The 13,503-nt window shown below is 75.5% G+C and carries 10 protein-coding genes; 5 read left to right on the forward strand and 5 right to left on the reverse strand.

The annotated features are described in order from the left end of the window. The first annotated feature begins 111 nt into the window (after positions 1 to 111). Positions 112 to 678, forward strand: a complete 567-nt coding sequence (locus ACIRPH_RS05500) for a type I-E CRISPR-associated protein Cas6/Cse3/CasE (protein ID WP_402909680.1) — start codon at positions 112 to 114, stop codon at positions 676 to 678. Between the two features lie 60 nt (positions 679 to 738). Here ACIRPH_RS05500 and ACIRPH_RS05505 read toward each other — a convergent pair whose 3' ends face one another. Beyond that, positions 739 to 1,164, reverse strand: a complete 426-nt coding sequence (locus tag ACIRPH_RS05505) for a hypothetical protein (RefSeq protein ID WP_402909682.1) — start codon at positions 1,162 to 1,164, stop codon at positions 739 to 741. 36 nt (positions 1,165 to 1,200) lie between these two features. Beyond that, positions 1,201 to 1,926 (reverse strand): hypothetical protein, encoded by a 726-nt coding sequence (locus tag ACIRPH_RS05510; protein WP_402909684.1) that lies wholly within the window; start codon positions 1,924 to 1,926, stop codon positions 1,201 to 1,203. Positions 1,927 to 2,473: 547 nt separating this feature from the next. Here ACIRPH_RS05510 and ACIRPH_RS05515 point away from each other — a divergent pair. After that, positions 2,474 to 4,114, forward strand: coding sequence for a glycoside hydrolase family 10 protein (locus ACIRPH_RS05515; protein WP_402909686.1), 1,641 nt, complete (start codon positions 2,474 to 2,476; stop codon positions 4,112 to 4,114). Positions 4,115 to 4,453: 339 nt separating this feature from the next. Next, positions 4,454 to 6,928, forward strand: coding sequence for a GH92 family glycosyl hydrolase (locus tag ACIRPH_RS05520; RefSeq protein WP_402909689.1), 2,475 nt, complete (start codon positions 4,454 to 4,456; stop codon positions 6,926 to 6,928). A gap of 91 nt (positions 6,929 to 7,019) precedes the next feature. Here the strand turns inward: ACIRPH_RS05520 and ACIRPH_RS05525 are convergent, their stop codons facing one another. Continuing rightward, positions 7,020 to 7,688, reverse strand: coding sequence for a response regulator (locus ACIRPH_RS05525; RefSeq protein ID WP_402909692.1), 669 nt, complete (start codon positions 7,686 to 7,688; stop codon positions 7,020 to 7,022). Further along, positions 7,685 to 8,959 carry a sensor histidine kinase gene (locus ACIRPH_RS05530; RefSeq protein WP_402909695.1) on the reverse strand — a complete coding sequence of 425 codons (1,275 nt, stop codon included), beginning with the start codon at positions 8,957 to 8,959 and terminating at the stop codon, positions 7,685 to 7,687. The genes ACIRPH_RS05525 and ACIRPH_RS05530 overlap by 4 nt, the downstream gene beginning before the upstream one ends. Positions 8,960 to 9,124: 165 nt before the next feature. On the opposite strand from ACIRPH_RS05530, the gene ACIRPH_RS05535 reads away from it, so the two are divergent. Both ACIRPH_RS05535 and ACIRPH_RS05540 read left to right on the forward strand, forming a co-directional pair. Continuing rightward, positions 9,125 to 10,045, forward strand: a complete 921-nt coding sequence (locus ACIRPH_RS05535; protein WP_402909698.1) for an ABC transporter ATP-binding protein — start codon at positions 9,125 to 9,127, stop codon at positions 10,043 to 10,045. A 92-nt stretch (positions 10,046 to 10,137) separates the two neighbouring features. Continuing rightward, positions 10,138 to 10,959 carry a hypothetical protein gene (locus ACIRPH_RS05540; protein ID WP_402909701.1) on the forward strand — a complete coding sequence of 274 codons (822 nt, stop codon included), beginning with the start codon at positions 10,138 to 10,140 and terminating at the stop codon, positions 10,957 to 10,959. Between the two features lie 244 nt (positions 10,960 to 11,203). Here ACIRPH_RS05540 and ACIRPH_RS05545 read toward each other — a convergent pair whose 3' ends face one another. Next, positions 11,204 to 13,495 (reverse strand): glycoside hydrolase family 3 N-terminal domain-containing protein, encoded by a 2,292-nt coding sequence (locus ACIRPH_RS05545; protein WP_402909703.1) that lies wholly within the window; start codon positions 13,493 to 13,495, stop codon positions 11,204 to 11,206. Positions 13,496 to 13,503 lie beyond the last annotated feature (8 nt).

The following is a 13,503-nucleotide window of genomic DNA, read 5'->3' on the forward strand; positions in this document are numbered from 1 at the left end:
GGGGTCAGGGCCTCGTACAGTGAAGGATCCAGAGCGGACGGGGGAGGCCCGGCCGTCCGCGCCCGCACACACGCCCCGCCCCGGCGGGGACGAGACCCGGATCGGAAATCCTTGTACCTGGCTCGCATCAGTCTCAACCCCAAGCGCAGCACCCCCATGGACCAGTGGGCGTCCATGGGGCGGTCCGTACGGGAGGCCGTCGACCCCGACCCGGACTCCGACGCCCGGGTGCTGTGGGCGCGCGTGTCCCCGACCACGCTCGTGGTCAGCTCCGACACGGCCCCCGCGTGGGGGAAGATCCCCGGCGCGTACGCGGCGACGATGCAGCCGCCGCCCCGCCACACGGAGGGCGAGACCATCCGCTGGGAGCTGATCGCCGCGCCCACCGGGCAGCGCGGGGTCGACGCGGACGCCGCCGAGCCGCGCCCGCGGGGCAAGCGGGTCGCCCTGGAGGAGTCGGAGTTCCAGGGGTGGATCGAGGCCAAGACGGCGGGCGCGCTCAGGGTGACGTCCGCCAGGTGGAAGCGGCTGGGCGGCAGGCCCGCCCGGTACCACTTCACGGGCCAGGCCGTCGTGGAGGACAGCGAGGCACTCCAGGAGCTGTGCCTGGGAGGGATCGGCGCGGGACGCGGCACCGGCGCCGGCCTGCTCCTGACCAGCACCGCGCCGACCGGCTGAAGCGCAGGCCCGGAGGGGGCGGGGCCGCGGCGCCGCGGCGCGGGAAGGGGGCGCGCGCCCTCAGTGGGCGACGGACTCCAGGTACTCGTTGATGAGCTTGACGTCGAGGTGGTCCTTGCTCCGGCCCAGGAGCGTCTTCCACACCCGCACGTTGTCCAGGGCCGCGAAGCGGAGGCCGTCGATCACCTCGGCGCCGTCGATCAGCTCGTCGACCGTCCAGATGTCGGGGAACCACCCGTTGAGGACCTCGACCCGGTCGTCGAAGAGGAGGACCCGGCGGACCCCGTCGCCGAAGGGGGCGTCCTCGGGTTCTCCCAGGGTCAGCGCCCTCTCCCAGGCGGCCCCGCGGGCGACGACGTCGATGTCCCCGACCTCCCAGCGGAGGTCGTGGGCCAGGAGAGGGCCGCTGCCGGCGATGACGAAGTCGTTTTCGGGAAGTCCTAGCGACAGGACCTTCCTGATGAGGTCGTGTTCTCTGAGGTACACAGACACCCTCCTGAGTCGGGCGGCGTCGCACCCGTCTCACGACATTATAGTGAGGGCCGCGAATCCCACGAAGGCCGCGACCCCCAGGCTGCTCAGGGAGCCGATCATGAAGTACTCCGCGAAGCCCTTCTGGTGGGCCCGCAGATCGGGGAACCGGGCCAGCGCCTTGACGGCCACGACGAGGGCCGCGCCCTCGGGGCGGCCGGCGAGCACGAAGGCGTAGATCAGCGAGCGCTCCAGCCACCCGATCACCGCTCCCGCGCCCCTCAGCGACCTCATCTGCGCGCCCTCCTCCTCGTCGAGGACCTTCGTGAACGGGCGCAGGAGGTGCGTGACCACCTCCCCGCCGATGAACGTCGCGAGGACGAACCCGGCGACGACGACGAAGAGGCGGTCGTCCCCGAACAGCCGGGCCGCGAGCGCGACGGTACCGGACGCGTCGTGGACCAGGGCCCCGAGCAGGCAGACGCCCGCGAGCGCGCCCAGGGGCCACAGCACGAGCCCGGGCCGGTCGTTGAACAGGGTCGGCGACGTCTGGGCGTTCTCGTCGCCCCTGGCGAGGCGGGCGAGGGCGACCGCGATGGCGGGGCAGGCGACCAGGAGGAGCGCCGGCCCCCAGCCGGGCAGGAGCGGCGCCAGCGCGTACAGCCCGAAGGCGAGGGCCACCAGCGCGGCCCTCCACCATGTGCGGCGGGCCCACGGCAGGCTGTAGGACAGGAGCACGGAGATGCCCGCGCCGACGACGACGCGCAAGAGGTCCACCGGGTACGGCCCTTTCCACGGGGTGAGGGGACGGACCGGTCCCGCACGCGGCGCGGGACGCCGCCGGGAGGGGGAGCGGCGGGACGGGGACCGCGCCCCGGGAGCGCCGGGGACGTCGCCCCCGCCCCCTCCGGCGCCCCCGCCCGGGGGAACGGAAGGTCCGGGATCCCGGGCAGTCTAGGGTGCGCGCGGAGGTTCGGCGAAGGAGGCCCGCCCGGTCCGGGCCGGGGTTCCCCGGCGCAGGGCGGGGGGCCTGCGGCGGCCGCTCCGGGACCGCGTCCACGCCGGTCGGCCCGGCGGCCGTCCGAGCCCGCACGCCCCCGGGCGGAACGACCCTCCCGTCCGCCGGCACGGCGGACCGGCGGGCGGGGAAAAACGCCCATGGGGCTCTTTCTTTCATATGAGTATCAACCTCCCGTAGGACTCTTGCCTTCGTTCGGCAAATCATGAAGGTTCTCTTCTGAAAGCGACCTGACCGTCGCGCACAGTTGTCCCGGGGCGGCGACCGGCCCCCCGCCCGCGCGGACACACGTCGGAAGGAGCCACGTTGGCGCCATCGCACCGGAACCGCCCCGAGTCCCGGCCCCCACGGGCCGCGGTTCTGATCCCCCGAACGGCCCTCCTCTGCGGCGCCCTCGCCGCAGTGCTCACCACCTCCCTGGCCGCCGCGCCGGCCGGCGCCGCCCCGCGCGAGGCCGGGACGGGCGCCCCGGACGGCGTGTGCGAGACCGACCCCCAGGCCCCGCCCAAGCGGCAGATGCGCGCCGAGTGGATCGCCGGGGTGCAGAACATCGACTGGCCCAGCGAGCAGGGGCTCACCCCCGAGGAGCAGCAGTCCGAGCTCGCCGCGCTCTACGACCGGGCGGTGGACGACGGCCTCAACGCCGTGTTCGTGCAGATCCGGCCCACCGCCGACGCGTTCTGGCCCTCCCCGTACGAGCCCTGGTCGGAGTGGCTGACCGGTGAGCAGGGCGGCGACCCCGGCTACGACCCCCTGGAGTTCGCCGTCGAGGAGGCCCACGCCCGCAACCTGGAGTTCCACGCCTGGTACAACCCCTACCGGGTCGCCATGCACGCCGACCCGGCGCGGCTGGTCGAGGACCACCCCGCCCGGCAGAACCCGGACTGGACCTTCGAGTACGGGGGCAGGCTCTACTACGACCCCGGCGTCCCCGAGGCCCGCGAGTTCGTGATCGAGGCGATGATGCACTCGGTCGAGAACTACGATCTGGACGGGGTCCACTTCGACGACTACTTCTACCCCTACCCGGTGGCGGGGCGGACGATCCCGGACGAGGACACCTTCGCCGAGCACGGCGGCGGGTTCGACGACGTGGCGGACTGGCGCCGGAACAACGTCGACCTGATGGTCCAGGGCATGAGCGAGGCGGTGCGCGCCGCCAAACCCCACGTGAAGTTCGGCATCAGCCCCTTCGGGATCTGGCGCAACGCCTCCAGCGACCCGGACGGCTCCGACACCAACGGCTCCCAGTCCTACGACGGCCAGTACGCGGACAGCCGCAAGTGGGTCACCGAGGGGTGGCTCGACTACATCAACCCGCAGGTCTACTGGGAGATCGGCCTGCCGGTGGCCGACTACGCGGTGCTGGTCCCCTGGTGGGAGGAGGTCGCGGAGGGCACCGGCACCCACCTCTACATCGGCCAGGCCGCCTACAAGGCGGGCAACGCGGGCGCCTGGTCCGACCCGCGCGAACTCGCCCGGCACCTGGAGTTCAACCGCGACCGCCCCGGCGTGCACGGCGACGTCTACTTCAGCGCCACCTCGCTGGCCACCAACGCACGGGCGGCCATGGACGTCGTGGTGGACGAGCACTACGCCCACCCCGCGCTGGTCCCCGTCAAGGACGGCCTCGGCGGGGCCGCGCCGGCCGATCCCGTGGTCACCCGCGCGGTGAGGGGGGACGGCGGCACCGAGCTGACCATCCGGCCGGGGCGCGGCCAGGACCCCGCCTACTACGCGGTCTACGCCTTCGACGGCCCGCCCGGCAGGGACGGGGCCGCGTGCGGCATCGAGGACCCGCGCTCCATGGTCGGCACCGTCCGCTCCGAGGGAGGCGAGACGGTCTTCACCGCTCCCGCCGCGGAGGGCGACCGCACCTACTACGTGACCGCACTGGACCGCCTGCACCACGAGAGCGGTGTGAGCAACCCGCGCTACGTGCGCTGACACCGACCACCCCCGGAAGAGCGGCGCCCGGGAGCCGTGCCCGCACGGTACGGCTCCCGGACGTTTCCCGGGCCCGCCCCTGTGAACCCCCTCCCTCGCGGACACCACCCACAGGCACCGCCCCCGGACCCCGCCGCCGGCCGCCCCGGCCCCGGCGGCTCCCGGCGTGGTTCGGACCCCGCCCCGGCGGCGGCCCCGGACCCCAGGCGTCCGTGACGCCCCGGCCACGGGGCGGCGAAGACCGCGCCAACTCACGGCACGGGGTCTGGCCGTCCGCGCCCCCCGTGGGCCACACTCACCGGAGCCGACCGCCACCCCCGCGTAAGGACCCCGCCCAGGATGACCTCCCCCGCACACGCCCGCAGCACGGGACCCGCCGCCCCCCTCGGAGCCCGCCGCCTCCCGCGCCTGCTCGCCCCGGCCCTCGCCCTGGCCGTGGGCGCCGCCCTGCTCCTCCCCGCCCCGGCGGGCGCCGCACCGGACCCCGGGCCCTCGGCCGTCGGCTCGCCCGCGCGGTACGTGGACCCGTTCATCGGCACCTCCGGCGGCGGCAACACCTACCCCGGCGCGGTCCGGCCGTTCGGCATGGTCTCGTGGAGCCCCACCACGACCCGCGGCGACCAGACCGACACCGGGGCCGCCAACGGCTACGCCTACGACGCCACCCGGGTCCGGGGGTTCGCGCTCACGCACGTCAACGGCGCCGGCTGCCACCCCGGAGCGGCGGGGGACGTGCCGATCATGCCGGTCACCGTGCCCGTGGACACCTCGCCCAGCGCGGACAGCGCGGACGAGGTCTACGCGAGCGACTTCGACCACGCGGACGAGTCCGCGACCCCGGGCCGCTACACCGTCACCCTGGAGAACGGGGTGCGCACCGACCTGTCCGTCACCGACCGGGCGGGCGCGGGCGAGTTCGCCTTCCCCGAGGGCGCCCCCGCGAACCTGCTGTTCCGCACCTCCAACTCGCTCAACGGCAGCGAGGACGCCGAGATCAGCATCGACGAGGAGGCGCGCACGGTCTCCGGCTCCGTGCTGACGGGCGCCTTCTGCGGGCAGCGGGCCAACGGCGGGGAGAACAACCGCAGGTCGTACTACCGCCTGCACTTCACCGCGCACTTCGACACCCCGTTCACCGAGGTCGGCGCCTGGGAGGATGGCGAACTCCACGAGGGGGCCACGACCGCGTCGGGCGGGGAGGGCTACGACAGGGCCGCCCGCCGGGGCACCGGTTCCGGCGGCTACGTCGGCTTCGAGGAGGGCGCGACCGTGGGCGTGCGCGTGGGCGTCTCCTACGTGGACGCGCGAGGGGCCGAGGAGAACCTGGCCGCCGAGATCCCCGCCGGGGAGGGCGCGGACGTGGACGCGGTCGCCGCGGAGGCGGAGCAGGCGTGGAACCGCCGCCTGCGCACCGTCCGCGTCGGCGGCGGCTCCGAGGACCGGCTCACCGCCTTCTACACGGCCCTCTACCACTCCCTGCTCCAGCCCAACCTGGTCAGCGACGTCGACGGCCGCTACCCCGGCATGGACGGCGAGCCCCACCGCGTCTCCGGCGACCAGGGCGCCCAGTACACGAACTTCTCCGGCTGGGACCAGTACCGGGCGCAGATCCAGCTGCTGGCACTCCTGGAACCCGAGGTGGCCGGCGACTTCGCCCAGTCCCTCCTCAACTTCTCCGAGCAGAACGGAGGGGTGTGGGACCGGTGGGTCCACATCAACGGGCCCACCCACGTGATGACGGGCGACCCCTCCGCCGCGACCCTGGCCACGTTCGCCGCCATGGGCGTGGACGGCTTCGACACCCGGGCCGCCTACGACTCGCTGCGGGCGCAGGCCACCGAGCCGCACCCCGACGGGCTGTCCGACGCCGGGTGCCCCGGCCAGTGCGAGGGCCAGCGGCCGCACCTGGAGCGCTACCTCGAACTCCACTACGCGCCCCAGGACGACTGCCACTGCTGGGGCGGGGCCGCAGAGACCCTGGAGGCCTCCGTCGCCGACCACTCCCTGGGCCAGTGGGCGGCCCGGCTCGGACGCGGGTCCGACGCCGCCGCCTTCGCCGAGCGCGGCCGGTACTGGCGCAACGTGTTCAACCCCGACGCGACCCCCGGCGCCGGGTACGTCCAGGCGCGCGACGCCGACGGCTCGTGGGTGACCCCGTTCGACCCCGCCCGGGACACCGGCTTCGCCCAGGGCACGAGCGCCACCTACACCTGGATGGTGCCGCACGACGTCGGCGGCCTGGCCGGGGCCATGGGCGGGCGCGAGGCCGCCTCCGCACGCCTGGACGGGTTCTTCCGCACCCCCGACGGCGAGTGGTCGGTGGGCGGCGGCGACCCCCTCCGCTACGACCCCACGAACGAGCCCGGCATCCACGCCCCCTGGCTGTACAACGCCCTCGGCCAACCGTGGAAGACCCAGGAGACGGTGCGCGAGATCGCCGCCTCCCAGTACGGGACGGGGCCGAGCGGGCTCCCGGGCAACGACGACCTCGGGACCATGTCGGCCTGGTACGTCTTCGCGAGCCTGGGGCTCTTCCCGCAGGCGCCCGGACGCGGCGAACTGCTGCTGTCCAGCCCCGTGTTCCCGTACGCGCGGATCGCTCCGCGGGGGCGCCCGCCGATCACCGTGGTCGCCCGCAACGCCGGTCCGGACGCGGTCTACGTCGACTCGGTGCGCCTGGACGGTGAGCCGTACGGCCGCTCGTGGCTCCCGGAGGGGTTCACCACCGGGGGAGGGACCCTCACCCACGTCCTGGGCGCCCGGCCGAACACCGGGTGGGCCACCGGCGCGGAGGACCTGCCGGTCGACCGCTGACACGGGACCGCGCCCGCCGCGCCCGCTCCGCGGGGACCGGGCGCGGCGGGGCCCGCACGGCTCGGGACCGGCGGCCCCGGCCGGCCCGGCCTCAGCCCCCGCCCGGCGGGGGCGGGGCCGCGAGGCCCGCCTCGTGGGCGAGCAGGCCGGCCTGCGTCCGGTTCTCGCAGTCGAGCTTGGCGAGCATGCGCGACACGTAGCTCTTCACGGTCGACTCGGACAGGAACAGGCGGGCGGCGATCGAGGCGTTGGACATGCCCTCGCCCAGACAGCCCAGGAGTTCGCGCTCCCGTACGCTCAGACCCCGCACGCGTGCGCGCGCGTCCTCCGCGCGGACGCGGTCGCCGGCCGAGGCGCCCAGCAGGCGGCGGGCCGCGACGGGCGACATCACCGTGTGCCCGTCGGCGGCCACCCGCACGAGGTTGACCAGGTCCTCCGCGGGCGTGGTCTTGACCAGGAACCCGATCGCGCCGGCGCTGAGCGCGCGGACCACGTGCGCGTCGTCGTCGAACGTGGTGAGCGCCACGACGACCGGCGGGTCCGCCAGCGCGTTGACGCGCCTGATGGCGGCGATGCCGTCGACCCCCGGCATGCGCAGGTCCATCAGCACGACCCGGGGCCGCAGGCGGACCACGGCCTCGACCGCCTCCGCGCCGTCCCCGGCCTGGCCCACCACCTCGATGTCGTCCGCCGAGCCGAGGATCGTGCGCAGGTGCGCGCACACCATCGGCTCGTCGTCGACCACGACCACCCGGATCACGGAGCCTCCCCCGCCCTGTCCCCGTCCGGCAGCACCGCACCGATCCTGAACCCACCGCCGCTCTCCGGCCCCGCCGCGAACGTCCCGCCGAGCAGGTCCACGCGCTGGCGCAGCCCCTCCAGCCCCGAACCCGCCCCGCCCCCGGCGAGCAGGGGGTCGGGCGCGGTCACGGGGGCGGAGTTCACCACCTCGACCACGACGGCGTCCGGGCGGTAGCGCAGGTCCACCGCCACCCCGGAGCCCGGGGCGTGCTTGCGGGCGTTGGTCAGCCCCTCCTGCACGATGCGGTACACCGCGCGGGCGGTGTGCGGGGCCGCCCCGGCGGGGGCCCCGGTGACCGTCAGCTCCACCCGCTGCCCGGCCGCGCGCGCCTCCTCCGCCAGCACGGCCGGGTCCGGCCCGGGCTCCCGGGGACCGGCGGGGAACGCGTCCGGGTGCTCCGCGTCCGCGGCCCGGTCCTCCCGCAGCACCCCCATGATCCCGCGCAGCTCCTCGATCGCGCGGCTCCCCGCCGCGCGGATGCCGTCGGCCGCCTCGCGGACCCCCGGGTCCGAGGTCGCCACGGCCAGCGCGCCGGCCTGCAGCACCATCAGGCTGACCTGGTGCGAGACCACGTCGTGCATCTCCGCCGCCAGGCGCCTCCGCTCGTCGGCCCGGGCCCGGTCGGTGAGCAGCGCCCGCTCCCGCTCCTCCTGGAGGACCCGCTCCCGGCGCGCCTCCCCCAGCCTCGCCCAGAGGCTGAGGGAGGCGCCGCCGAGGACGGGCGCCGCCGCGTTGAGCACCGTGACCAGGACGGGGCCGCCCGCGGGCACGGCCACGGCGGCGGCGACCGCGACGTAGCCGGCCAGCGCCGCCCCGCCCAGGGCGAAATGGCGGGGCGCCCACCCCTCGCGCACCAGGACCGCTCCGCACCAGGCGACCGCGAGGAGCGGCCACACGAGGCCGCCCTCGTGGGAGAGGTCGCGCCACACGGAGTCGGGGGCGACCAGCAGGATGTACGCGGCGACCGTGACCAGGACGGACGTGAGCGGCTCCGGTCGCGCCACGGGCATCGCCAGCGACGCGGCGACCATGACCGCGACGCCGAGGGCCACCGTGCCCGGGGCGGCGCCGGGCATGATCGCCTGGCAGAACAGCCCGTTGGCCACGGCGACCGCGGAGAGGACGACGGCCGCCGCCCTGTGCATGCCCGCGTCGCGCCGCGCCGGAGCCGACGGCGGCCCCCCGGCCCCTGTCACCGGGGCCGTGTCCGCCCCGTCCGTATCGACCATGCCCCCACGGTAGGCCCGCGCGGGGCCGGCCGGGGCGGGGACGGAAGACAACTTTCGTCGACAGCGAAGACCACCTTGTGCGCTCGCGGGTCCACCGCCCCGGACGGTTGCCTGGAGCGAGCCGGTCCACGAGGGGCCGGGGCAGCACTCGCATCCGGAGGCGGCGTGATCGAGGTCGAGGAACTGACCAAGGAGTACAGGGGACGCAAGGCGGTGGACGCACTCTCGTTCACGGTCCCGGCAGGGCAGGTCACGGGCTTCCTCGGGCCCAACGGCGCGGGCAAGTCGACCACGATGCGGCTCGCCCTGGGCCTGGAGCGCCCCACGGAGGGGCGCGTGCTGGTGAACGGCCGCCGCTACCGCGACCTGGCGGAGCCCATGCGCGAGGTCGGGGCCCTGCTCGACACCGGGGCCGTTCCCCCCGGCATGACGGGCGCCGCCCACCTGGGGTGGCTGGCCCGCGCCGGCGGCCTGCCGGCCCGCAGGACCTGCGAGGTCCTGGAGGCGGTCGGCCTGGCCGACGCCGCCCGGCACAGGATCGCGAGCTACTCGCTGGGCATGCGCCAGCGCCTGGGCATCGCCGGGGCGCTGCTCGGCGACCCGGGCACGCTCGTCCTCGACGAACCCGTCAACGGCCTGGACCCCGAGGGGGTGCGGTGGATCCGCACCCTGCTGCGGGGCCTGGCCGCGGAGGGGCGCACCGTCCTCGTCTCCAGCCACCTGATGAGCGAGATGGCCGACACCGCCGACCGGGTCGTGGTGATCGGCGCGGGACGGCTCATCGCCGAGGAGGGGACCGACGAGCTCATCCGGCGCGGGGCCACGGGGAGGGTGGGCGTCTCGACCCCGCACCGGGACCTGCTCGCGGCCGTCCTGGAGGAGGCGGGCCTGGCGGTCGAGCGCGACGCCTCCGGCGGGGGGCTGACCGTGCTCGGCGCGGACGCCGCCCGGGTGGGCGAGATCGCCGCCCGCCACGGCGTCACCCTGCACGCCCTGGTCCAGCAGCGCGCCAGCCTGGAGGACGTCTTCATGGAACTCACCGGCGACACCGCCGTGCACCGCTTCGCCCCGGCCGGCCCCCGATGACCCCGAGCCCCGGCCCGCCCGGCCGCCGCGCCCCGCGGCGTCTCCGCGGGGCGGCCGGACACCACAGCCCCACATCCACGAGGAGAAGCACGATGACCACGGCGACAGGGCCGACCGCTCCCGCGACCGACCGACGGCCCCCCGGGTTCGCCGCGGCCCTCCGATCGGAGTGGTACAAGTTCTGGGCCCTGCCCTCCAACCGGACGATCCTGGTCGTGGCCGTCGCGCTGACGCTCGGCATCACCCTGCTGATGGCGGTGTTCGGCGACACCGCCGCCATGGCCCGGGAACAGGAGGACGGCCGGTACAGCGTGATCTTCTTCGGCAGCACGCTCGGCGTGTGGGTCCTCGCCGCGCTGGCCGCCAACGTCGTCGCCTCCGAGCACCGCAACGGGACGGTCGCCCTCACCCTGGCCGCGACCCCCCGACGCGGGCGCACCCTCGCCGCGAAGCTGGCCATCGTCGCGGCGCTCGCGCTCGGATGCGGGCTCGTGGTCTCCCTGGCCAACTTCGCCCTCACCCAGGCGGCCCTGGCGGCGGCGGGGGAGGCCACCGTCCGGCTCTCGGACCCGGGCATGCTCCGCGCCGTGCTCCTCTACATCCCGGTGTCCGCGTTCTCCCAGGCCCTGCTGGCCGCGTGCGCGGCCGTCGTGCTGCGCAGCGCCCCGGGGGCCTTCGGCCTCGTGGTCCTCCTCAGCACGCTGCCCGTCGTGGGAGCCCGCTTCTTCGGTCCCTGGTGGAGTGAGAACGTCCCCCGGCACATGGTCGGCGCCGCGTCCGAGAGCGTGGCGGGCATGGCCGTCCCGGGCACGGAGGGCTTCCTGCCCACCCTGCCCGCGCTGCTCGTCATCGCCGTGTGGACCGCGGTGTCCGTGGCGGTGGCGTCGGCGGCCTTCTCCCGGCGGGACGCCTGAGCCCCGCACACCGGCGGCCGAGGGGCCGCCGCCCGCCCGGGGCGCTGCCCGCGCCCGGCGGGCCCCGCAGGGCCCGCCGGACGCGGGGCCCCGGACGCCCCGGCCGTCCGGCGCCTCCTTGACCTTCCGGACGGCCGCGGGGGAGCGCCACCGCGCAGGCGCGGCGTCCGGCCCTCCGAACGCCGCGCGCACCCGGCGGGGGCCGCCGCCGACCGCCGTGGCCTCGCCGCCGTGCCGCCCGGTGTCAGCCCTCCACGGTGAAGCCGGCGCGGAGCAGGTCCTCCTCCCGCGACGACGGGCCCACGAGGAGCTCGAACCCGCCCGGCTCGACCACGCGCGCGCCCGAGGCGTCCACGATCGTGCAGTCGGCCACCGGCACCTCGATCTCGACGACACGGGACTCTCCCGGCTCCAGACGCACCTGCCGGTACGCCTTGAGCTCCTTCTCCGCCCACGTCACCGACGCGACCGTGTCGCAGACGTAGGCCTGGACGGTCTCCAGCACGGGCCTGGCGCCCGTGTTGGCCACCGTGACCCGCGCGCGGACGGTGTCCCCCGGCCCGACCCCGGGGCGGGGGATCCGCAGGTCCGCGTATTCGACGGTCGTGTAGGAGAGCCCCTGGCCGAACGCGAACGCGGGGCGCTGCGTGAGGTCCGCGTACCGGTCGCCGTGCTGTCCGCGCACCTGGTTGTAGAACGTCGGCTGCTGGCCGGCGTGCCGCGCGAAGGAGATCGGCAGGCGGCCCGAGGGCTCCACCAGCCCGAGCAGCAGTTCCGCGACGGCGCGCCCGCCCAGCATGCCCGGGTTGGCCGCGTACACCAGCGCGGCGGCCTCCAGCGCGGAGTCCGGCAGCACCAGCGGCTTGGAGGCGACCACCACGACGACCATCGGGGTCCCGGTCGCGGCGAGGGCGTCCAGGAGCGCGACCTGGCCGCCCACGAGTTCGAGGGTCGCGGTCGACCTGCCCTCGCCCACCAGCTCGATCCGGTCGCCGACCACGGCGACGACGACGTCGGCGTCCTCGGCCGCAGCCACCGCCTCCCCGATCATGGGCCCGTCGGGCTCGGCGGGGACCACGACGCGGGGGCGCGGCTGGCCGTCGGGGAAGAACTCCCCCTCCGGGTCCGGGACGAGGCGGAGGATGTCCGCGCCGCGGGCGTGCCGCACCCTCCACCCCTGCGGGGAGTGGTCGCGCACGCCGTCCAGGACGGTCCGGACCATCTCGCGCGGGTGGCCGTCCGGGAGCCAGTCCACCTGGCCCGACGCGCCGGCCCAGTCGCCGAGCTGGGAGTGGGGGTCGTCGGCGTTGGGCCCCACGACGGCGACGGTGCGCGCCGGGGCGTCCGCGGCGGCGTCGGCCCGCCCGGAGGCGTCGGCGCGGAACCCCCCGTCCAGGGGCAGGGTGCCGTCGTTGGCCAGCAGGACCAGGGAGCGGCGGGCGACCTCCAGGTTCAGGGCGGTGTGCTCCCGTGCGCCGATGACCGCGGCCTGGCGCTCCGGACTGGGGTGGCGCGGGTCCTCGAACAGCCCGAGCTCGAACTTGAGCGTGAGGATGCGGCCGACGGCGGCGTCGATCTCCGCCTCGGTCAGCGCGCCCCGGGCGACCGCCTCCTGGGCGCCCTCGAAGAACTGCGGCGTGGTCATCACCATGTCGTTGCCCGCGCGGACCGCTGCCGCCGCGGCCTGGACGTGGTCGGCGTGGACGCGCTGCTCCCACACCATGCGGCCCACGTTGTCCCAGTCGGTCACGAGCGTGCCGGTGTACCCCCACTCGCCGCGCAGGACCTCGTCGAGCAGCCAGTCGTTGACCGTGATGGGCACGCCGTCCATGGACTGGTAGCCGAGCATGAAGGTGCGGCAGCCCTCGCGCGCGACCCTCTCGAACGGGGGCAGGAACCACGAGCGCAGCTTGCGCCGCGAGATGTCCGCCTCGCTGGCGTCGCGTCCGCCCTGCGTCTCGGAGTAGCCGGCGAAGTGCTTGGCGCACGCCAGGATCGCCGTCGGGTCGTCCAGCCCCTCGCCCTGGTAGCCCCTGACCATCGCCGAGGCCATCTCGCCGATGAGGAAGGGGTCCTCGCCGAAGGTCTCGCCGACGCGTCCCCAGCGCAGGTCGCGGGCGATGCACAGCACCGGGGAGAACGTCCAGTGGATGCCGGTCGCGGCGACCTCGACGGCTGTGGTGCGGGCGACCCTCTCGACGAGCCCGGCGTCCCAGGTCGCCGCCATGCCGAGCTGGGTCGGGAAGATCGTGGCCCCCTCCCAGAAGGAGTGCCCGTGGATGCAGTCCTCGGCGACGAGGAGGGGGATGCGCAGCCGCGTCCGCCCGGTCAGCTCCGCCGCCTCCAGGACCCGCTCGGGGGAGGTGTGCAGGATCGAGCCCGCGTGCATGTCCTCGATGAGCGGGCGGACCCCGTCCTTGGCGTCGAGCTGCAGCATCTGGCCGACCTTCTCGGGCAGCGTCATGCGCCCCAGGAGGTCGGCGACCCGCTCGGCGTGGCTCAGCGCGGGGTCGAGGTAGGGAAGGGGTGCGTTCAACGGGTTCT

Origin of the sequence: Nocardiopsis sp. NPDC101807 (assembly GCF_044766605.1) — a bacterium.
In the GTDB taxonomy this organism is placed as follows: Bacteria; Actinomycetota; Actinomycetes; order Streptosporangiales; family Streptosporangiaceae; genus Nocardiopsis; species Nocardiopsis tropica.

Coding starts and splice junctions, on each gene's coding strand:
- ACIRPH_RS05520 (WP_402909689.1), top strand. CDS start 4,454: ATGACCTCCCCCGCACACGCCCGCAGCACGGGACCCGCCGCCCCCCTC.
- ACIRPH_RS05530 (WP_402909695.1), bottom strand. CDS start 8,959: ATGGTCGATACGGACGGGGCGGACACGGCCCCGGTGACAGGGGCCGGG.
- ACIRPH_RS05540 (WP_402909701.1), top strand. CDS start 10,138: ATGACCACGGCGACAGGGCCGACCGCTCCCGCGACCGACCGACGGCCC.